This is a genomic window from Streptomyces humicola (assembly GCF_024436035.1).
GTDB classification, from domain to species: Bacteria; Actinomycetota; Actinomycetes; order Streptomycetales; family Streptomycetaceae; genus Streptantibioticus_B; species Streptantibioticus_B humicola.
Window position 1 is genome coordinate 19,701 of the sequence record NZ_JANFNG010000047.1, and the last position, 18,594, is coordinate 38,294.

The 18,594-nt window shown below is 70.5% G+C and carries 16 protein-coding genes, 2 tRNA genes and 1 riboswitch; of the genes, 6 read left to right on the forward strand and 12 right to left on the reverse strand.

Annotated elements, in window-relative coordinates; genetic code table 11:
- Window positions 1–98 precede the first annotated feature (98 nt).
- Together NGB36_RS31645 and NGB36_RS31650 are read right to left on the reverse strand one after the other, a co-directional pair.
- Window positions 99–1,031, reverse strand: a complete 933-nt coding sequence (locus NGB36_RS31645; protein WP_255924052.1) for a M23 family metallopeptidase — start codon at window positions 1,029–1,031, stop codon at window positions 99–101.
- A 12-nt stretch (window positions 1,032–1,043) separates the two neighbouring features.
- Window positions 1,044–1,198: riboswitch (cyclic di-AMP (ydaO/yuaA leader) on the reverse strand.
- 65 nt (window positions 1,199–1,263) lie between these two features.
- On the reverse strand, window positions 1,264–2,556 hold the full coding sequence (locus NGB36_RS31650; RefSeq protein WP_255924053.1) for a M6 family metalloprotease domain-containing protein: 1,293 nt from the start codon (window positions 2,554–2,556) through the stop codon (window positions 1,264–1,266).
- A gap of 279 nt (window positions 2,557–2,835) precedes the next feature.
- Between NGB36_RS31650 and NGB36_RS31655 the strand changes: the two genes are divergently transcribed.
- Complete coding sequence (locus NGB36_RS31655) at window positions 2,836–3,963, forward strand: alpha/beta hydrolase (protein WP_269470802.1); 1,128 nt, start codon at window positions 2,836–2,838, stop codon at window positions 3,961–3,963.
- On the opposite strand, the gene NGB36_RS31660 is transcribed toward NGB36_RS31655, so the two are convergent.
- On the reverse strand, window positions 3,905–5,314 hold the full coding sequence (locus NGB36_RS31660; protein ID WP_255924055.1) for an FtsW/RodA/SpoVE family cell cycle protein: 1,410 nt from the start codon (window positions 5,312–5,314) through the stop codon (window positions 3,905–3,907). The two genes, NGB36_RS31655 and NGB36_RS31660, sit on opposite strands and share 59 nt — an antisense overlap.
- 253 nt (window positions 5,315–5,567) lie before the next feature.
- Between NGB36_RS31660 and NGB36_RS31665 the strand changes: the two genes are divergently transcribed.
- The 4 genes from NGB36_RS31665 to NGB36_RS31680 all read left to right on the forward strand — a co-directional run bounded on the left by NGB36_RS31665 (window position 5,568) and on the right by NGB36_RS31680 (window position 9,787).
- On the forward strand, window positions 5,568–6,089 hold the full coding sequence (locus NGB36_RS31665) for a hypothetical protein (RefSeq protein ID WP_255924056.1): 522 nt from the start codon (window positions 5,568–5,570) through the stop codon (window positions 6,087–6,089).
- A gap of 73 nt (window positions 6,090–6,162) precedes the next feature.
- Entirely contained in the window at window positions 6,163–6,378 is a 216-nt protein-coding gene (locus tag NGB36_RS31670; RefSeq protein ID WP_255924057.1) for a dodecin, read from the forward strand.
- 95 nt (window positions 6,379–6,473) lie between these two features.
- Window positions 6,474–6,929 carry a DUF6299 family protein gene (locus NGB36_RS31675; RefSeq protein WP_255924059.1) on the forward strand — a complete coding sequence of 152 codons (456 nt, stop codon included), beginning with the start codon at window positions 6,474–6,476 and terminating at the stop codon, window positions 6,927–6,929.
- 83 nt (window positions 6,930–7,012) lie between these two features.
- Entirely contained in the window at window positions 7,013–9,787 is a 2,775-nt protein-coding gene (locus NGB36_RS31680) for a SpoIIE family protein phosphatase (protein ID WP_255924060.1), read from the forward strand.
- Window positions 9,788–10,029: 242 nt separating this feature from the next.
- Here NGB36_RS31680 and NGB36_RS31690 read toward each other — a convergent pair whose 3' ends face one another.
- From NGB36_RS31690 to NGB36_RS31710, 5 genes are all read right to left on the reverse strand, one after another.
- Window positions 10,030–10,464: a cytidine deaminase family protein gene (locus tag NGB36_RS31690; RefSeq protein ID WP_255924061.1), complete on the reverse strand. Its 435-nt coding sequence runs from the start codon at window positions 10,462–10,464 to the stop codon at window positions 10,030–10,032.
- 432 nt (window positions 10,465–10,896) lie between these two features.
- A complete protein-coding gene (locus NGB36_RS31695; protein WP_255924062.1) occupies window positions 10,897–11,583 on the reverse strand; it encodes a pentapeptide repeat-containing protein in 687 nt (228 codons plus the stop codon).
- A 1-nt stretch (window position 11,584) separates the two neighbouring features.
- Complete coding sequence (locus tag NGB36_RS31700; protein WP_255924064.1) at window positions 11,585–12,439, reverse strand: class I SAM-dependent methyltransferase; 855 nt, start codon at window positions 12,437–12,439, stop codon at window positions 11,585–11,587.
- A 17-nt stretch (window positions 12,440–12,456) separates the two neighbouring features.
- On the reverse strand, window positions 12,457–13,149 hold the full coding sequence (locus NGB36_RS33295) for a hypothetical protein (protein ID WP_269470803.1): 693 nt from the start codon (window positions 13,147–13,149) through the stop codon (window positions 12,457–12,459).
- A gap of 181 nt (window positions 13,150–13,330) precedes the next feature.
- Window positions 13,331–13,406, reverse strand: a tRNA-Lys gene (locus NGB36_RS31710).
- Between the two features lie 147 nt (window positions 13,407–13,553).
- Between NGB36_RS31710 and NGB36_RS31715 the strand changes: the two genes are divergently transcribed.
- Complete coding sequence (locus NGB36_RS31715) at window positions 13,554–13,943, forward strand: allophanate hydrolase-related protein (protein WP_255924065.1); 390 nt, start codon at window positions 13,554–13,556, stop codon at window positions 13,941–13,943.
- 67 nt (window positions 13,944–14,010) lie between these two features.
- Here the strand turns inward: NGB36_RS31715 and NGB36_RS31720 are convergent.
- The 4 genes from NGB36_RS31720 to NGB36_RS31735 all read right to left on the reverse strand — a co-directional run bounded on the left by NGB36_RS31720 (window position 14,011) and on the right by NGB36_RS31735 (window position 18,361).
- Window positions 14,011–14,083, reverse strand: a tRNA-Lys gene (locus tag NGB36_RS31720).
- 38 nt (window positions 14,084–14,121) lie between these two features.
- A complete protein-coding gene (locus NGB36_RS31725; RefSeq protein WP_255924066.1) occupies window positions 14,122–15,654 on the reverse strand; it encodes an amino acid permease in 1,533 nt (510 codons plus the stop codon).
- A 95-nt stretch (window positions 15,655–15,749) separates the two neighbouring features.
- On the reverse strand, window positions 15,750–17,762 hold the full coding sequence (locus tag NGB36_RS31730) for a DEAD/DEAH box helicase (protein ID WP_255924067.1): 2,013 nt from the start codon (window positions 17,760–17,762) through the stop codon (window positions 15,750–15,752).
- Window positions 17,763–17,920: 158 nt separating this feature from the next.
- The gene (locus NGB36_RS31735) at window positions 17,921–18,361 is read right to left on the reverse strand and encodes a hypothetical protein (protein ID WP_255924068.1); all 441 of its coding nucleotides are present in this window, start codon (window positions 18,359–18,361) and stop codon (window positions 17,921–17,923) included.
- Window positions 18,362–18,594: the final 233 nt, after the last annotated feature.

Below are 18,594 nucleotides of genomic sequence, written 5' to 3' on the forward strand. Positions count from 1 at the left end.
CCCTGGCGTCGGGGGGATGAGCCAGGGCCGCCGGGATTCGGGGGCGGGGGGAACGCCTTTCCGAACAGGTTCCTCGCGGAACTGTTGAAGAATATACGTTAGACCAACGATGCGCCGCGCTCCTGCAGCCATGCCAGCGGGTCGACCGGCTCGCCACCTGCCGGCCGGATCTCCAGGTGCAGGTGGGGGCCGGTGACGTTGCCCGTGGCGCCGACACGGCCGACCACGTCACCCGTCGTGACCTTGCCGCTCGTCTTCACCATGGACGACAGGTGGCAGTACCAGACCTGCGTGCCGTCGTCGAGGGTGAGCACGACGCGGTAACCGTAGGCTCCGGCCCAGCCGGCCGAGGTGATCGTTCCGCCGTGAACCGCCATCGCCGGGGTTCCGGTCGGGGCGGCGAAGTCCTGGCCGGTGTGGGCGGCCGACCACATCGAACCGGCCTCGCCGAAGCCGGAGGTGAGCGTCGAGGACGTGAGCGGCTTGATGTAACTCGCCGCCAGCTCAGCGGCCAGCTGTGCGCGTCGCTCCTGCTCGGCCTTGGCCTCGGCTTCGGCTGCCGCCTGCTGGCGGGCCTGTTCCTCGGCCTTCTTCCTCGCGGCCTCGTCGCGGACCTTCTGCGCCGCGGCCTCCTTGGCAGCTGCGGCCTCCGCCGCCTTGCGCTGATCCTCCCGCACGGCGGCATCGGCGTCCGCCCGCTGCTGGTGGACCTGGGCCAGGATGCGGGTGAGAAGGGTCTCCCCGGCGGAGTGGGACATGACGACCGGCGCGGCCGCCGGTTCCTCCGCGGGATTCGAGGGAGCCGCGTGAGCCGAGGTGTGGATGACGTCCGAGACGTCCTGGACCGAGATCGGGATGCTGATCGGCGACTTGCTCTGCGCTGCCGCGACGCCGCTCGCGCCCACGGCCGCCATCGCCGCCACGCCGAGCACGGTCGAACCGCGTGAGACCCCGCGCTGCTTCGGCAGCCGGTGCTTGCCGAACTCAGCGGAGGCGGGGTCCGCGAGAGCAGGCTCGTTCGACGACGTCACAGCCGTCGCGCTCCTTTCCTTCCTTCACGCCTACCGGGTTAGCTGACGGGTTCGGAGCAGGAAGGTCTCCTACGAACGCCCGCACAACCACCGTGCGCACGCCCGATTCACCCCAGAAAAGGTGGTTCCCCGGCTCCCGCGAGTGCAGGATTCGGCTTGCGTTATCGAAAGTTAATACATCAGCGGCCGAGAAACCAAGCCGTTCGGGTGACTGATGGGACATCAGCTGTCCTCAGTTGCCGTCGGGGGAGCTCCGGGGAGCCGGTGCCGTGATCTGTATGCGGTAGTTGCCGCGGGCATCCTGGCCGAGCACCTGCAGGCGGAAGCGGCCGTGGTCCGCGGTGTACGACTCGCCGGTACGGAACGGCGCGTCCGCCAGCGCCGGCTCCTGCGCATTGCGGCAGTTGGGAGGGGCGGGCGAGCCGGGGTGGGCGCTCAGGACCCTGATCGGGCCGTGCGTCGACCCGACGTCCGTCCTGACGTGGTAGAGCAGTACGCCCTCGGCGCAGGTGCGGCGGTCGTTGCCGTAGCGGCTGCGGACCTCGACGGCGTAGGCGTCGGTGTCGCTCCGCTTGACGACGACGAGCTTGGTGCCGCCGGTGCGCTCGGTCGGGGTAAGGGTGTGCACGGAGACGCCGGCCGCCGCGACGCAGTGGACCTGGGCAGGGTCGAGCCAGCCGAACTTCCACTTCTCCCAGGCGAGGAACTCCGGCGAGATGGCCCGCTGGTCGCCCATCAGGTCCCAGTCGCCGACCTTGGTGTCCCAGTCGTCCCGCAGATCGTCCCACGGCGGTTGGACGTAGAGATCGGGCAGGCCGAACAGGTGGCCGGATTCATGGGCGACGACGTTGCGGTCGGGCTTTGCGGCCTCCCATATCATCGAGATGTTGCGGATGGCGGTGCCATCGGCGGTGATCGCGTCGCGGCGGGCGAGCGTGGTGGTCGCGGTGGCGTCGTGGTCGGCGCCGGGCGCGTCGGGGTCGGCGACTATGTAGAGGGTCTGCACGCCTCGGAAGTTCACGCCGGTGCGGCGGGCGGCGGCCACCGCATCGCGGATGTAATGCAGCATCTTCGCGTACGGCTCGGCGCGGTGGATGCCGTAGGCGGCCGCCGGCATGGGCATGGCAACGTAGGAGGCGACCGGGACGATGTCCAGCTTCGCCTTGCCGTAGGAGGCCCTTGCGTAGAACTGCGGTACGGACGGCAGGTAGTGGGCGGCCAGCTGCTGCGGCGTGTTGGCGGGCGTGTGGCCGGGGAAGCGGACGAAGATCATCTTGGCATGGACCGTGCCGACCGGGCGAACGTGGTCGGGATCCCACGGGGTGACGCCCTCCGAGAGCCACGAGTCGGTGCGCTGCAAGGCGCAGGCGCCGGACGGTGCGTCGGGCGCATCGGGCGCGTCGGCGGCGGATACGACCGAGGACACGGCTCCGGGCGCCGCCACCCCCGCCGCGCACAGCACCCCGGCCACGACGGCCGCCCGAGGCCACGCGCGCAGACGCGCGCGAAAGAACGAATGCTGCATCGGGACTCCTCGGGGCGGGCTGCCTGCCGGCGGCGCTGCCTACCGGTGTCATAGACGCTGCCACCCGCCGCCGCGCGCCGCTCGGGCGGCTGAGCCATCCGGGTACAGGTCGCCGTCATTTCCGCCCTGCGCTCAGGTTGCGGGGAGTCGACGGGAAGCCAACGGGCAAACAACAGAAATAGCCCGGCTACGTTACAGTTTGACGGACTTCTTGCCCTTTCGGCTTCATGTACAGAATCCTCACGAGGGGCCGACGAGCAAGGTCGATCATGCAGGGGGATGAGGGTGAGTCTGACCGGTACCTGGTTCCTCGTCGCGTTGATTGCGGTGACGGTGCTGGCGGTCATCGCAACACTGGTGCTCTGGTCGAAGATCCCGGGCCCTGTCCCGGTGCGCTGGGGCTCGCGGCTGGTGATGATCCTGGTCTGCCAGGCGACGGCGATCGCCGTCGTCGCCGCCTTGATCAACACCAGCTACGGCCTCTACGCGTCGTGGAGCGACCTGTTGGGGACCAACACCGCCAACCCGAACAACGTCGCGATGCCCGGCCCGCCGGCATCCCGCGCCAAGTTCACCCACGCCCAGGGCGGCACCGACGCGGGCGGACTGCTCGACACGTACTTCCACGGCACGCGCTCGACGCTCTCCGGGCAGGTCATCGTCTGGGCCCCGCCGGAGTACAACGACCCGGCCTACGCGCACACCGACTTCCCCGTCCTGATGCTGCTGCACGGCGTGCCCGGCAGCCCGCAGTCATGGCTGGAGAACGGCAACATGCCCGGTGCCTTCCAGAACCTGGTCGCGCAGCACCGGTCACATCCGTTCATCCTCGCGATGCCGGTGATCAACCCCGGCAGCGTCGACACGGACTGCAGCGACATTCCGAACCGCAAGGTCGCCACCTGGCTCGCCGAGGACGTGCCGGACCTGATCAGGCACAAGTTCCGTACCGTCTCCGGCCCGAGGGGCTGGGGGCTGATGGGCTTCTCGACCGGCGGATACTGCGCGACGAAGCTTCCGCTGCAGTTCCCGCACGTCTTCGGCGCGGGCGCCGCGCTCGACCCCGACCCGCTCACCGGCGACCCGGACGTGATCTACGACAGCGTGCTGCGCGAGCACAACAGCCCGATGTGGCTCATCCGGCACACACAAACCGACCTGTCCGGCATCTCGCTCTTCCTGGCCACGTCCAAGCAGGACCGGGACAGTCCGCCGACGTACATCGAGAAGTTCGCCCGGTACGCCAACGACGCAGCCGACTACGGCAGTGGGGTGCGCGTTCAGACGATGGTGGTGCCGGCCGGCGGCCACAACTACAACACGTGGACGAGCATGTACCCGGCCGCGATCAGTTTCCTGAGCGAGCAACTCGCGGCACCACGGCAGTCATCGCTTCAGAAGCGGTAGACCCCGAGGGCAGCGGGTTCTCCTTCTCGTACGCGATCCGGCCTGCCGCGTCGCTCAGCTTGATCAGCACGGCGACGAGCAGCCAGTTCGCCACCATCGACGAACCGCCCTGTGCGAGGAAGGGCAGCGCCTTGCCGGTGAGCGGGATCAGGCCGGTGACACCGCCGGTCACCACGAAGACCTGCAGGCCGATGACGGTGGCCAGGCCGGAGGCGAGCAGCTTGCCGAACGGGTCGGTCAGGACGATGGCCGTGCGCAGGCCCCGCTCCACCAGCAGGACGTAGAGCATCAGCACCGCCGTGACACCGGCGAGCCCGAGCTCCTCGCCGACGGTGGTGAGGATGAAGTCGCTCTGCCCGGCGAAGCCGATCAGCCACGGATGGCCCTGCCCGAGGCCGGTGCCGAGGATGCCGCCCTGCCCGAAGCTGAACAGCGCCTGGGCGGGCTGGTCGGAGACGATGCCGGCCGGCCGCTGGTTGGGCGGCAGGAAGATGTCCATCGGGTGCAGCCAGGCCACGACGCGGCCGACGACGTGCGAGGACGTCGAGCCGACGATGCCGCCGCCGACCACGGCCATGATCAGGCCGACGACGACCCACCCGATGCGTTCCGTGGCCACGTAGAGCATGATCACGAAGACGCCGAAGAAGATCAGCGACGTGCCGAGGTCGTTCTCGAAGACCAGCACCATCAGGCAGACGGCCCACACCACGAGCACGGGCCCGAGGTTGCGGCCGCGCGGGAAGCTGATGCCCCAGATCTTCCGGCCGACGAGCGCGAGCGCGTCCCGGTTCGCCATCAGGTATCCGGCGAAGAAGACGCAGATGGCGAGCTTGACGAACTCGTCGGGCTCGATGGTCGCGCCGGGCAGCCTGATCCACCGCTTGGCGCCGTAGGTGTCCCCGGGGAAGAACGCGGGCGCCATGAGCAGCACCAGCGCGAACGTCATCAGCAAGTAGGGGTAACGGTTGAAGACGCGGTGGTGCTTGACCACAGCGGTGACGGCGATGAAGGCGACTATCGCGATACACAGCCACATCACCTGGTTCGGCGCCGCGGCCGTCGCCTTGAACTCGGCCTCGTACGACCAGTCGAGCCGGCTGATCAGCACAAGACCGATGCCGGAGAGCATCACGGCGACCGGGAGGATCAGCGGATCGGCGAACGGCGCGAAGCGCCGCACCGCGAGATGGGCGGCCACCGCGAGTGCGCCGAGGCCGAGGCCGGCGGGGAGCAGGGTGCTGGGGACGGTGCCGTTGAGGGCCAGACCGGCGTCCGCGTAGCCGAAGACCGCCAGCAGCACGGCGAGCACTATCAGCACCAGCTCGGTGTTCCTGCGTCGCGTCACCATTGCCGACCCCCCACCGTCCTCACGCTGTCACCGGGCACTGCATCCCCCTCCTGAGGTTCCTGAGGCCGTTCGGGGATTGTTGCACGAGTACGCAAAGGTACCGGGACCTCACCTGCGGCCGGGAACGACCTTGGGCTTTGCACGGACAGAGCACGTGGACACGCTCTGCATATGCCGTGTCACGGACTGTCACATAATGTGTGTTATGCCCTACTTGCCCGTACCGAGCATGCATCAAGGAGTTGTTCCCATCGTGAAGAAGTTCATCGCCCACGGGGCCGTCGCCACCGTGATCTCCGCCGTCGCCCTCGTCCCGCTCGCCGGGGTGGCGCAGGCGGACACGCCCCTGCGGATGGGGCCGCGCGCGGTCACGTCGGCGAAGCAGCACGCGCTCGGCGACACAAGCAGGACGAGCACCACCGCCCGCAGCGACCGGGCCGAAGGCCGTGACGAAAGCCACTTGCGGGCGAGCTACTGGGAGGGCTTCCACGACGGCTACGCCCTCGGCGCGCGCCGCCACATCCGTGACGATGACGACCGGGGGTACCGGCCCGACTCCTACTGGGACGGCTTCCGCGACGGCTACCGACTCGGCGAACGCCACAGATGCCACAGGCGTCACGACGAGGACGGGGACGGCTACGACCACCGCAGCGACTTCCACAACGGCTACTACGACGCCCGCCGCCACTGCCACCACCGCCATCACCATCACCATCACCACCGGCGCCACCACCACAAGCGCTGCCTGTGGAAGGAACTCCTGGGCATCTGATCCGTCGCGTCCACCACGAAGGCGGCTCCCGGCTCCGGCCGGGAGCCGCCCCGCCAGTACCAAGGAGTCCAGCATGACCAACCACATCTACCGGGTGACGGAGATCGTCGGGACCTCGCCCGACGGCATCGACGCGGCGCTGCGCAACGGCATCCACCGTGCCTCACAAACGTTGCGGAACCTCGACTGGTTCGAAGTCACCCAGATCCGCGGCCAGCTCGTGGACGGCGAGGTCGAGCACTACCAGGTAGGCCTGAAGGTCGGCTTCCGCCTGGAGGACGCACAGTAACCCCCACAACACGCCACCGGAGGGTGACGGTCGCCGCCGCGCGGCGCGGCAGCCGCTACCTCTTACTTCCAGTCGTCTTCTGGAGGTACGTGCCCATGCCCACCCGTCATGTCGCTCGTCACGTCGTCGGCGCCGTCGCTACCGCGCTGCTCGCCGCCGCCGCTTCCGTCCCTGCCACCGCCTCCGCCTTCGCCGACGACGCGGGCAACACCGTCACCGTCGACCCGGTCGGCCGCCTCGCCCACGACGGGACGATCACCCTCGAGGGCACCTACCGCTGCACCGGCGACGGCTCCGACGGCCCCGTGTACGTCTCCTCCGCGCTCGAGCAGCGCAAGGCCAGCAACGGCATCGGCGGCACACCAGCCGTCTGCGACGGCAGCCTGCATCGCTGGCACAACAGCCAGCGCCCCGACTCCACCACGTACACCCACGGCCGGGCACACGTCACCGCGACGCTGATGAAACTCGGCCAGGACTGGGGCATCCCGCTGCCGCGCTTCCTCGCCGTCCACCAGCAGGACGTCACCCTCGTCCCGTCCGACCGCTGAGCCGCAACGCGTTCGCCCAGCCGTTCGCCGCGCTGTCTGCCACACGGTTCGCCTCAGGGGCGAGAGCCGTGTAGACATGGCGTATGACCCGGCTACTGGGTCGATCGCACCAGGGAAAGCCCTCCTGTACCTCGACCGGGACCGCGACCGGGACCCCGCCGGGCGGGAGGGTTCCCAGCCTTGCCCGGATCCCGTCCGACGAACAGCAGCGACGCAGCCGCTGGCACTCGGCGGCGAACCTGCGCAGCCTGGCCGGCCAGGTCTTCGTCCTGCAGGTGATCATCGTCCTGCTGCTCGCTGCCGCCGCAGTGGGCGAGGTGATCCTGCAGACCCGGCACGACACCACGACGGAGGCGCGCAACCGGTCGCTCGCCGTCGCCCAGACCTTCGCCAACTCCCCGGGGATCGTCGCGGCACTGCACTCGCCCAATCCGACCGCCATCCTGCAGCCGGATGCCGAGGCGGCGCGCAAGCTCACCGGCGTCGACTTCATCGTCGTCACCAACACACAGGGCATCCGCTACACCCACCCCATCCGCAACCGGATCGGGAAGAAGTTCGTCGGCAACATCGGGCCGCCGCTCGCCGGGCACCCCGTCACCGAGAATATCAAGGGAACGATCGGCCCGCTGGTGCAGGCCAACGTTCCCGTCTTCGACCCGCACCACAAGGTCGTCGGCATAGTCTCCGCCGGGGTCACGATCAACAAGATCGGCGCCACGGTCAACCGCCAGATGCCCGTCCTGTTCACCGGCGCGGCCGTGGCGGTGCTCCTCGCCGCCGGCGGGACCGCGCTTGTCAGCAGACGCCTGCGACGCCAGACCCATGGCCTCGAACCGGCCGAGATGACACGCATGTACGAGCACCACGACGCGGTGCTGCACGCCGTCAAGGAGGGCGTGATCATCGTCGGCGGGGACGGCCGGTTGCTGCTCGCCAACGACGAGGCCGCCCGGCTGCTCGGTCTGCCCCCCGACGCGGAGGGGCGCCTGGTCACCGAGCTCGGCCTGGAGGAGCGGGCCGCCACCCTGCTCGCCTCGGGCCGCGTCGTCACCGACGAGGTGCTGCCTTCCGGTGACCGGCTGCTCGCGGTGAACAACCGGCCGACCGACCGCAACGGCGGACCGCCCGGCAGCGTGGCGACGCTGCGCGACACCACCGAGCTGCGGGTCCTCTCGAGCAAGGCCGACGCGGCCCGCAGGCGCCTGAAGCTGCTGTATGACGCGAGCGTGTGCATCGGCACCACCCTCGACGTCACCCGCACCGCGGAGGAGCTGGCGCAGGTCGCCGTCCCCGGGTTTGCCGACTTCGTCACCGTCGACCTCGCGGAGCCGGTGCTGCGCGGCGAGGAGCCGGCGCGCCGGGACGGCACCGAGATGCGCCGGGTCGCCGTCGGCGGCATCCGCGACGACTTCCCCTTCTATCCCGTGGGCCGGCGGTTCGCCTTCGCCCCCGCCACGCCGCAGGCGGCAGGGCTCGGCAGCGGGCGGGCGGTCCTCGCACCGCGCCTCGACGACGTCCCCGGGTGGCGGACCCAGGACCCCGAACGCACCAAGCGGATCATCGACTACGGCATCCACTCGCTGATCACCGTGCCGCTGCGGGCGCGCGGCGACATCCTCGGCATGGTCAACTTCTGGCGGTCCCAGAAACCCGAGCCCTTCGAGAGCGACGATCTCTCGCTCGCGGAGGAGCTGGTGGCACGGGCTGCGGTGTGCATCGACAACGCCCGCCGCTACACCCGCGAGCACACCATGGCCGTCACCCTGCAGCGCAGCCTGCTCCCCCGCGGGCTGCCCGAGCAGAGCGCCCTCGACGTCGCCTACCGCTATCTGCCCGCGCAGGCGGGGGTCGGCGGCGACTGGTTCGACGTCATCCCGCTGCCGGGGGCGCGCGTCGCCCTGGTGGTGGGCGACGTCGTCGGCCACGGACTGCATGCCGCCGCGACGATGGGCCGGCTGCGCACCGCGGTCCACAACTTCTCCGCGCTCGACCTGCCGCCCGACGAGCTGCTCGGCCACCTCGACGAGCTGATCGGCCGCATCGACACCGACGAGGCGGCGGCCGGAGGTGAGCTGTCCGTCGCGGGCGCCACCTGCCTGTACGCGATCTACGACCCGGTCGCCCGGCAGTGTGTGCTCTCCCGGGCCGGGCACCCGCCGCCCGCGCTCGTGCACCCCGACGGCCGGGTGGAGTTCCCCGAGCTGCCCGCCGGGCTGCCGCTGGGCCTGGGCAGCCTGCCGTTCGAGACGGCGGAGTGGCACGTGCCGGAGGGCAGCCAGCTCGTCCTCTACACCGACGGGCTGATCGAGGACCGCGACCGGGACATCGACGTCGGCTTCGGGCTGCTGCGCGAGTCGCTGTCGCGCGCCGGCCGCAGTCCGGAGGAGACCTGCGCGGCGGTGCTCGACGCGATGCTCCCGGACCGGCAGAGCCGCCAGAGCGACGACATCGCGCTGCTCGTGGCCCGTACCCGCGGGCTGCAGCCCAACCAGGTGGCCGAATGGGACGTGCCGTCGGATCCGGCAGCGGTGGCGGGGGTGCGTGCCGACGTCACCCGCAGGCTGTCGGAGTGGGGCCTGGACGAGGTGGCGTTCACCACGGAGCTGATCCTCAGCGAGCTGATCACCAACGCCATCCGCTACACCAACGGCCCGATCCAGGTCCGGCTGCTGCGCGACCGCACCTTGATCTGCGAGGTCTCGGACTCCAGCAACACCTCCCCGCATCTGCGGTATGCGGCCACCACGGACGAGGGCGGGCGCGGCCTGTTCCTCGTCGCGCAGCTCGCCGACCGGTGGGGGACGCGTTACACCAGCGCGGGCAAGGTCATCTGGACCGAGCAGTTCTTGCCGTAGTCGTAGCCGTAGCAGAAGGCGTTGCCGTGCCGGCGGCTGCGGCCTTCGGCGCGGTCGGGCCGACTTGCCTGGTCACCGCGAGCACCGCCGTGTCGTCGGCCTGATGGCCGCCGCTCCACCGCTCCAGATCCCGCACCAGGGCCTCGATCACGTCGCGCGGGCGCCGGAACGGCCCGCGTCCCGCGAGGCGCTAAGACGGGTCGTAGAAGGTGCCGTCCCCTTCCCGCGCCTCCGTCCCGCCGTCAGGCGTCGCCCTCCGACTGGTGGTCCGTCCACACGTACGCCTCCGGCAGCAGATCGGCGACGGGGACGGCGCGCAGCCGCTCACCCTCGCCCGCTTGGCCCTTGATCACGACCTTGATCCCCGGGGCGTAGTCGAACAGCACCTGACGGCAGCGTCCGCACGGCGGGATCACCCCACGGCCGCCGTCACCCACCGCGACGATCATGTCCAGCTCGTATGCGCCCTGGGCCGCCGCCGCACCGATCACCACGAGCTCCGCGCACGGCCCGCCCGTGAAGTGGTAGACGTTCACCCCGGTGACGATGCGTCCGTCGCGGGCGTGCGCCGCGGCGGCCACGGTGTGGTTGTCGCCACGGCAGTACGTGCGGGCGACGTGTTCGGCGGCGTTCAGGAGTTGGCCGATGAGTTCGGCGTCGTCGGCTGTGGTGCCCATCACTGTTCATCCCTCTGCTGTGCCCTACGGCGCGTGACACCTGTCACTTTTTCACCAACCGCGTGCACGGCGCTCGGCAGTGGTCACCGCACGGCCAGTGAAGACGTCGGTGACCTCCCGCACGGGACCTAGGCCCCAAAACGAGCGGGTCTAGTAGCCGGCACCCTGCGCAGCCGCGCAGGGCCTGTCCGGGACGAAGGACGAGGGGTCCTTCCCACTAGGACCGGTAGTGGACGAGGGCGATTGCCAAGCCCGTGGCCGCCGGGTCAACGGGGATGCGTCGCCAGCCGCTACGGCAGATCCGTGGCCGCGCCGCGCATCACCCATCCAGGCGTTCCCCGCCCGCAGCACCCCGCTGCGCGCTGCGTCACGGGCACGCGGCCGTGCGACTCCCCTACCTGGAGGTCAATGCCGCATGTCGTTCCTGACGCGTCAGTCGCCGTCCTGGACCGTGATGCCGAGCGCCTGCGCCAACTGCGGTGCGAGGTCGAGCAGTTGTGTGCTGCTGATGGTGGCTCCGTGCAGGCCGTCCTGCCCGAGCGCAATGCCCAGCGCGACGGCTCCGCGCAGATCGACCCCGGTCATCCGCGCGTTGCCGAACCGCACCTTCTCCAGCGTCGAGCCGGGAAATGTGACGTTGGCCAAGCCCGCGCCGCCGAAGTCGGCGTCGCGCAGCACGCAGTCGACGAATGAGACGTCCCGAAGCGTCGCACTGCGGAGGTTCACCGCATCGAGCTTGCAGTTGTAGAACGTCACACGGCGCATCTCGCTGCCGTACATCTCGAGCCCGGCGAAAGCGCTCGCCACGACCTCGGCGTCCAGCCAGTTCGTCTCCGCCAGATCGGTGCCGACCCAGCGCACGGTGTGCAGCCACACGTCGCTGAAGCGGGCGCGCCGGAAGCGGCCGCCGTTGAACGCGACCGAGGAGAGGGCGCATTCGATCAAACTCGCGTCGCCGCCGTCCGCCTCCTCGAAGTCACGGCCCTCGATCAGGACCGTGTCGTAGCGCTCTTCACTCACCAGCTGCCCGTCGAGCGGCCGCAGATGGCCGGCGTACGGGAGACCGGCGAGCGCGCGCGGGGGCGGCGGGCACCACGGGGATGCGGGCGTTCGTCCCATGTCAGCCGCGGACCGCGTGGGCGAGCCAGGTCGAGGGGAGCTCCGGGACCTTGCGGCCGTGGCCGATCGACGGGTCGGAGCCCGCGTACACCTCGGCGCGCCAGCCGAATCCGGCGAGCCACGGCTCCAGGTCGTCGCGGGCCGACAGCCACGCGGCACCGTTGGCCTCGACCGCCTCCCGCGCCGACCGGCCGGCCTCGCCCATCATCACCGTGTTGTTGTGTTCGAGCAGCAGCTCACTGCCGGGCGCCGACAGCTCCGTGACCGTCGTCAGCAGCGCATCGACTGCCTCGGACGGCAGATACGGCAGCAGCCCCTCGATCAGCCAGGCCGTCGGCGCACCGGGGTCGAAGCCCGCGCCGAGCAGGTGCGGCGCCCAGTCGGCGCCGAGGTCCGCGGTCACGGCCTGGCGTTCGCAGCGCGGTGCGAGACCGGAGCCGTCGAGCAGCTCCTCCTTGAACGCGATCATGTCGGGCAGATCGAGTTCGTACCACCGCGTGCCGGCCGGCCAGTCGAGCCGTAGCGCGCGGCTGTCGAGTCCGGCGGCGAGCACGACCACCTGGCGGATGCCCTTCCCGCGCACCGCGGCGAGGAGCCGGTCGTCGAAATACCGGGTGCGTACCGCGAAATAGGCGAACGTGTCTCCCGCGCGCCAGTCCGCGAGCAGGGCGTCCTCGACCGCGTCGATGCTCCCCGCAAGCTGGGCCATCTCGGGGCTGTCCGCGAGCCTGGTGAGCGCCACCTCGGCGAACGGATCGTTGAAGAGCGCGTCGGGGCGCCGGCTCTCCTGCAACCGCGTCCAGGAGATGAAGATCGCGGTGCGGCCGACGCCTTCGGGAATGCGGACTCCAGGCACAGGGGCAGGCTACAACGCTAGGAGCACCACAGGAGGAAACACGTAGGGGTGTGCGTGGGCTTCGGGGTGGGGGCCGGGCTCGGCGCGACCCGCGTGGGCGACGGCTGCGGCGCGGGCGGCGCCTGCGTGGCGGTCGGTTGGGAGGTGAGCGGGGTGGTCGCGGATATCGGGGCGACCGAGTGCGCGGAGGCGACGGAGTGCGCGGAGGCGGACGGCTTGGGCCCGCGCGTCGGGACTGCCACGGCCGGGTCGGCTCCGACAGAGCTCGCGGACGCAGCGGCGGGAGTGGTGACCGCCGCACCTGCTTGAGCCGCCGTCGTCTGCGCCCCCGAGGAGTCGTCCGACGAGGAGCCGCTCGGCAGCAGCCCGTCCGGCAGCACGGCCACCACGACGCCGACGAGCGCGGCGCCGACGGCGATGCTGAACACCAGCTTGGTCTTCCTCGCCTTGGGGCGCCGTGCCCGGCGAGGTCCCGTGGCCCGGCGGCGCGACCCTGCCCGGTGCCCGGTGGAGGCGCGGGCCTGGGCCCGGGTCTGCGCCCGGGTCTGGGCGCGCCCGCGCGGCTCGGGACCGGGCTCAGAAACGGGGTCGGGCGCGGGCTCAGGCTCGGGCATCGGTGGAATGAGGCTCTGGTAGAGGGGATGCGGCATGGTGGGCACCTCGGCGCCCGGCTCGCGCACCACGGGCCTGACGGGTGCGCTGACCGGCATCCCGCACACCCCGCACGAGTGTGCACCGCCCAGGTAACTCCCGCACCCAGCGCAATAGTCCATGCGCCTGCCCGTCCCCTCGTTCACCTCCCCCATCCGCCCTGTGGCGGCTGACGATACCGGCACAGGTTGCGCGGACACCACGTCCATCAGGTGAAGAGACTGCGAAGCATGTGGCATGTGGTGGGCCGTCAGGGGCTCGAACCCTGAACCAATGGATTAAAAGTCCACTGCTCTGCCAATTGAGCTAACGGCCCGCACCCGCAGCATAGCCGGGGCGGGCTGCGTTCCCGTCAGTGCGACGGGCATGGGACCGCCCACGCCTTGATCTTCCGGAATGCAGAAAATAGTATCCATCTAGAGAAAAATCTCGACCCCTCTGCATGCCGCAAGGAGCCCTTCATATGGCACACATGTTCCTCAACGGCCAGGCGATGGAAGGCGGGCCCTTCCACCACCATCTGAAGGGCGCGCCGCAGATCGCCCGGACCCGCACCGCGGCCGGCTACCGCTTCTTCTCCATCCACGACACCTGCCCCGGACTGCTGCCGGATCCGTCGTCGGACGCCGCCATCGAGGGCGAGGTCTACGACGTGCCGGAGGAGGTGCTGCGCGACGAGCTGCTGCCGGGGGAGCCGCCGGAGCTGGAGTTCGGGATCATCAAGCTGGAGGACGGCTCCCCGTGCTTCTCGATGGTCCTGCGGCGCGGAGAGCTGGAGCGGGGCGTCCACAAGGAGATCACCGAGTTCGGCGGCTGGCGCGCCTACCTCGCGGCGCTCGGCCGCGAGTACTGACGTACCGCTGTCCGGCTGTACTGCTGTCCGGCTGTACTGACCGAGCAGCGGACCGGGTGGGTCCAGGTGGGCCGTGTGGGACTCGAACCCACAACCAATGGATTAAAAGTCCACTGCTCTGCCAATTGAGCTAACGGCCCGCACCCGCAGCATAGCCGGGCAGGGGCTGCGGCTTCGCTCACATATGGACCTCGCTCCGGCCGGCCGGTGCCGGGGCGTCCGAGCGGGGGTGGTCGGGGTTGAGGAACCACCTGCGGGCGGAGGCCAGCCACCACAGCGCGGCGAACCCCAGCACCGCCAGCACGGCGATCGGGGCGTAGTTGAACGTCTGCGCCGTCACCGGGCTGGTCTGCGGCAGCATGAAGAGGATGGTGATCACCACCACCCACGCGACCGCGACCACACCGACCGGACGGCTCCAGCGGCCCAGGTGCCACGGGCCCCGCTCGAAGCGGTCGCCCTGGCGCAGGCGCAGGAACGTGGGGATCACGTATGCGATGTAAAGACCGATCGTCGCGATCGAGGTCACGGCCGCATACGCGGTCGAGTTGATCAAGTAGGGCAGGCCGAGGACGAGCGCGCCCGCCGCCGCCAGCCACACCGCGTTGGTCGGAGTTCGCGTACGGTCGTTGATGCGGTGCCAGACGCGCGAGTACGGCAGCGCGCCGTCGCGCGAGAACGCATAGATCATGCGGCTGTTGGCGGTCACCGAGGCCATGCCGCAGAACAGCTGCGCCCCGATGACGACGAGCAGCAGCAGCTTGCCGCCGGTCGCGCCCACCGCGTCGAGCAGGATCTGGGCCGGCGGCACGCCGGTCTTGCTGTTGAGCGTGCCGCTGTACGACTGGATGGCGAAGGTGAAGCCGAGCAGCAGCACCAGGCCTGCGATCCACGACAGCCAGATCGAGCGGACGATGCCCCGTGGCCCGGACGTCGAGGCCTGCTGGGTCTCCTCGGTCATATGGGCGGAGGCGTCGTACCCGGTGAAGGTGTACTGCGCGACGAGCAGGCTCAGCAGACCGACATAGAGCGAGCTGTGCCAGCCGGTGTTGTTGACGAAGTGGGTGAAGACGAAGGACGCCGACTGGTGGTGGGACGGCGCGAAGGTGAGCGCACCGACGATCACCGCGACACCGACGACGTGCCACCACACGCTGACGTCGTTGAGGAACGCCACGATCCGCACACCGAAGGTGTTGAGCAGGCCGTGGACGATGAGGATGACGGCGAAGAGCCCGATGACGCGGCCCGGGGTCACCGTGAACCCGAACTGCAGGTTGAGATACGCCCCCAGGAAGCTCGCCGCGCCGAAGTCGACGCCCGCCGTCACGGCGACCTGCCCGAGGACGTTGAACCAGCCGGTGAACCAGGCCCACGCCGCTGCCGAGCGGCGCGGCGCCATGCGGTGTGCCCAGAAGTACAGCCCCGCGGAGGTCGGATACGCCGAACAGACCTCGGCCATGGCAAGCCCGACGATCAGCGTCATCAGCCCGACGGCGACCCAGCCCCAGATCAGCATTGCCGGGCCGCCGGTGTTCATGCCGAACCCGTAGAGGGTCAGACAGCCGGAGAGAATCGAGATGATCGTGAAGGAGACGGCGAAGTTGGAGAACGCCGACATGCGGCGGGCGAGCACCTGCGTGTAGCCGAGCTGACGCAGCCGCTCCTCATCATCGGAAAGATCGGTCCGCAGACCTTTGGATGTTGTCATGCCCCCAGCGTTTCCCTCGCCGGGGGCATTCCACACCGGTTCACCGGATTTTAAAGGTCTCGATTCAGACCGTTGATCTCCGGAGCCGGACCGACTCAGCCGTTGCGCTTCCAGCGCGGCTTGTCGGCGCGGCGGTCGAACGAACCACGGTGGTCGTCGCGGCGGCCGTACGGACGGCGGTCGGCGTCGCGGTCACGTCCGTGGCCGTGTCCGTACGAGGGGCGCTCATCGCGGCGGTCACGGTTGAACGGGCGGTCGCCGCCACGGAATTCACGACGGTCGCGGTGGTCGCGGCTGTACGAGGGACGGTCGTCGCGGTTGTCGTGGCCGAACGACGGGCGACGGTCGTCACGGCGGTCACCGCGGCGGTCGTCGCGCCGGTCGTCACGGAAGTCGCGGCGGTCACGATCACGGTCACGGTTGAACGACGGCCGCCGGTCGTCACGACGCTCGTCACGGCGGTCACCGCGGCGGTCGTCGCGCCGGTCGTCACGGAAGTCGCGGCGGTCACGATCACGGTCACGGTTGAACGACGGCCGCCGGTCGTCACGACGCTCATCGCGGCGGTCGCGGTCACGGTCACGGTCACGGTCACGGTCACGGTCACGGTTGAACGACGGCCGCCGGTCACGCTCCTGCTGGGCCGGTACGACGACCGGTTCCGGAGCCGGTTCGGCCAATGCCTCGGCAGCCGCCTCGACCGCCTCGGCCACCGCCGTCTCCGGGTCGTCGCCGCGCTCGCGCGCCGCACGCGCCGTCAACCGGTCGGCGTCCTCACGCAGTTCGGCGGCGCGTCGCTGCGCTCGCTCCAGCTGCCGGGTCAGCTCGGCGACTTCGCGCTCGGCCTGCTGGGCCGCGTTCTGTGCCGCGTCCGCCTGTACCTCGGTGAGCGAGCGGGCGCCCGTGATCCGGGCCACGTCCTCGTCGAAGACGTCGGCGCCGCCCACGATGTGGCGGCTGGCCTCCACACCCGCGTCCTCCATCAGCCGGAAGATGGTCTTGCGCTGGTGCGGGAGCGCGAGCGAGACGACGGTGCCGCTGCGGCCCGCGCGCGCGGTGCGGCCGCTGCGGTGCAGATAGTCCTTGTGGTCGCCGGCCGGGTCCACATTGAGCACCAGGTCGATGTCGTCGACGTGGATGCCGCGCGCGGCGACGTCGGTCGCGACGAGCGCGTTCACGTACCCGTCCTTGAAGTCCGCGAGCGTACGGGTGCGCGCGCCCTGCGTCATGCCACCATGCAGCGCGTCCGCCTTCACGCCCGCGTCGCGCAGCTGCTCGGCGACGCGATCGGCGCCCATCTGCGTCCGTACGAAGATGATCGTGCGGCCCTTGCGCGCGGCGATCGCCGCGGTGACCGGCGCCTTGTCCTTCGGCTTCACCACCAGCACGTGGTGGGTCATCGTGGTGACCGCACCCGCCGACGGGTCGACCTCGTGGGTGACCGGGTCGACGAGGTAGCGCTTGACCAGGGTGTCGATCTCGTTCTCCAGCGTCGCGGAGAACAGCAGCCGCTGGCCGCCGGCCGGGATCAGGTCGAGGATCTCGGTGACCTCGGGCAGGAAGCCCATGTCGGCCATCTGGTCCGCCTCGTCGAGCACCGCGGTCTGCACCCGGTCCAACGCGCACGCGCCGCGCTCGATCAGGTCGCGCAGCCGGCCGGGGGTGGCGACGAGCACGTCGACGCCGCGCTCCAGCGCGTAGATCTGGTTGGCCATCGAGGTGCCGCCGCACACCACCTTGAGCCGGAGCCCGAGCACGTCCCCGTACGGCTGCAGCGCGTCGGAGACCTGCATCGCCAGCTCGCGCGTCGGGGTGAGGATCACGCCGCGCGGGCGCTTGGCGTCGGTGTGGCCGTCGGCCAGCGTGGTGAGCAGCGGGAGGCCGAACGACAGGGTCTTGCCGGAGCCGGTACGGCCACGGCCGAGGATGTCGCGGCCCGCGAGCGCGTCCGGGATGGTCGCGGCCTGGATCGGGAACGGGGTCGTCACACCGTTCTGCGCGAGTTTGCGGACGACCTGGTCGGGCAGGCCGAGATCGGCGAAGGTGACGGTCGGGGCGTCGGCGGCCGTGGTGTCGGCAGCGTCGATGGGCAGGCTGTCAATGGACATGCTGAAGCAGAACCTCTCGGAGTTCGGCACGCGCCAGCTCCGCGGGTTCGCATACAACCGCCTTGTGCGGTCAGCCACAGGAGAAACGGAACGCGCCACACGGCGCGCTTCGGTTGGGCGCCGGGCTGTGGGATCAAACGATCTACCAGCATACGGATTCACCACCCGCCCGGGCAAATCGCCTGCGTAAGCGCGGGAGAGGAGCCGGGAGAGACTAGCGCACCGCCGGTTTCGGCTCCGGTGCGGGCGAGGGCGGCGGCTGCGTCGGCGTGGGCGCGGAGGTGGGAGCGGTGCTCGGTGGCGCAGTCACCGAGGGCGAGGCGCTGGGGCGCGGGGCCGATGACGGCGTCGGCTCCGGCGACCGCCGACCGGCCGGCGCCGAGGCCGCGGGACGCGGGAAACGGCCGGGGGGCGAGGATCGTGACGGTGACGGCGAGCCCCCCGACGACGGGGACGCCGCGGCCCTGGGGGCGGCCGACCCCTCCGTTGAGCGCTCCATGCCCGCGCCGCGCAGCCCGCCCGGTGCCTTCCCGTCCGCCGCCGACGGCGCCGCCGTGGCCCGCGGAACCGGGTGCGCGGCCTGCGTCAACTCCACGCACCCGCCGGCACCGGCCAGCAGCACGGCGACGGCGACGAGGCGGAAGGGCAGACGGGGGAGACGGGGAAGACGGGACGGCAGCGCGGCGAGCGGGGTCACGGCCTGACCAACGCCCCCGCCCCCGCCCAGGACACGGTCGGTGAGCGGGCCGCCGCTCGGGGTACGCGTACTCCATCCCGGTACTCATCGCCGCCGTCGTCGACGTCGCCTCCGTAGCCCGCAGCGGTGGGGGGG

Bases quoted from the DNA above. Each gene is read 5' to 3' on its own strand.
- NGB36_RS31650 (WP_255924053.1), bottom strand. From the start codon at position 2,556: ATGCAGCATTCGTTCTTTCGCGCGCGTCTGCGCGCGTGGCCTCGGGCG.
- NGB36_RS31655 (WP_269470802.1), top strand. From the start codon at position 2,836: ATGAGGGTGAGTCTGACCGGTACCTGGTTCCTCGTCGCGTTGATTGCG.
- NGB36_RS31660 (WP_255924055.1), bottom strand. From the start codon at position 5,314: ATGGTGACGCGACGCAGGAACACCGAGCTGGTGCTGATAGTGCTCGCC.
- NGB36_RS31670 (WP_255924057.1), top strand. From the start codon at position 6,163: ATGACCAACCACATCTACCGGGTGACGGAGATCGTCGGGACCTCGCCC.
- NGB36_RS31675 (WP_255924059.1), top strand. From the start codon at position 6,474: ATGCCCACCCGTCATGTCGCTCGTCACGTCGTCGGCGCCGTCGCTACC.
- NGB36_RS31680 (WP_255924060.1), top strand. From the start codon at position 7,013: ATGACCCGGCTACTGGGTCGATCGCACCAGGGAAAGCCCTCCTGTACC.
- NGB36_RS31690 (WP_255924061.1), bottom strand. From the start codon at position 10,464: ATGGGCACCACAGCCGACGACGCCGAACTCATCGGCCAACTCCTGAAC.
- NGB36_RS31695 (WP_255924062.1), bottom strand. From the start codon at position 11,583: ATGGGACGAACGCCCGCATCCCCGTGGTGCCCGCCGCCCCCGCGCGCG.
- NGB36_RS33295 (WP_269470803.1), bottom strand. From the start codon at position 13,149: ATGCCGGTCAGCGCACCCGTCAGGCCCGTGGTGCGCGAGCCGGGCGCC.
- NGB36_RS31715 (WP_255924065.1), top strand. From the start codon at position 13,554: ATGGCACACATGTTCCTCAACGGCCAGGCGATGGAAGGCGGGCCCTTC.
- NGB36_RS31725 (WP_255924066.1), bottom strand. From the start codon at position 15,654: ATGACAACATCCAAAGGTCTGCGGACCGATCTTTCCGATGATGAGGAG.
- NGB36_RS31730 (WP_255924067.1), bottom strand. From the start codon at position 17,762: ATGTCCATTGACAGCCTGCCCATCGACGCTGCCGACACCACGGCCGCC.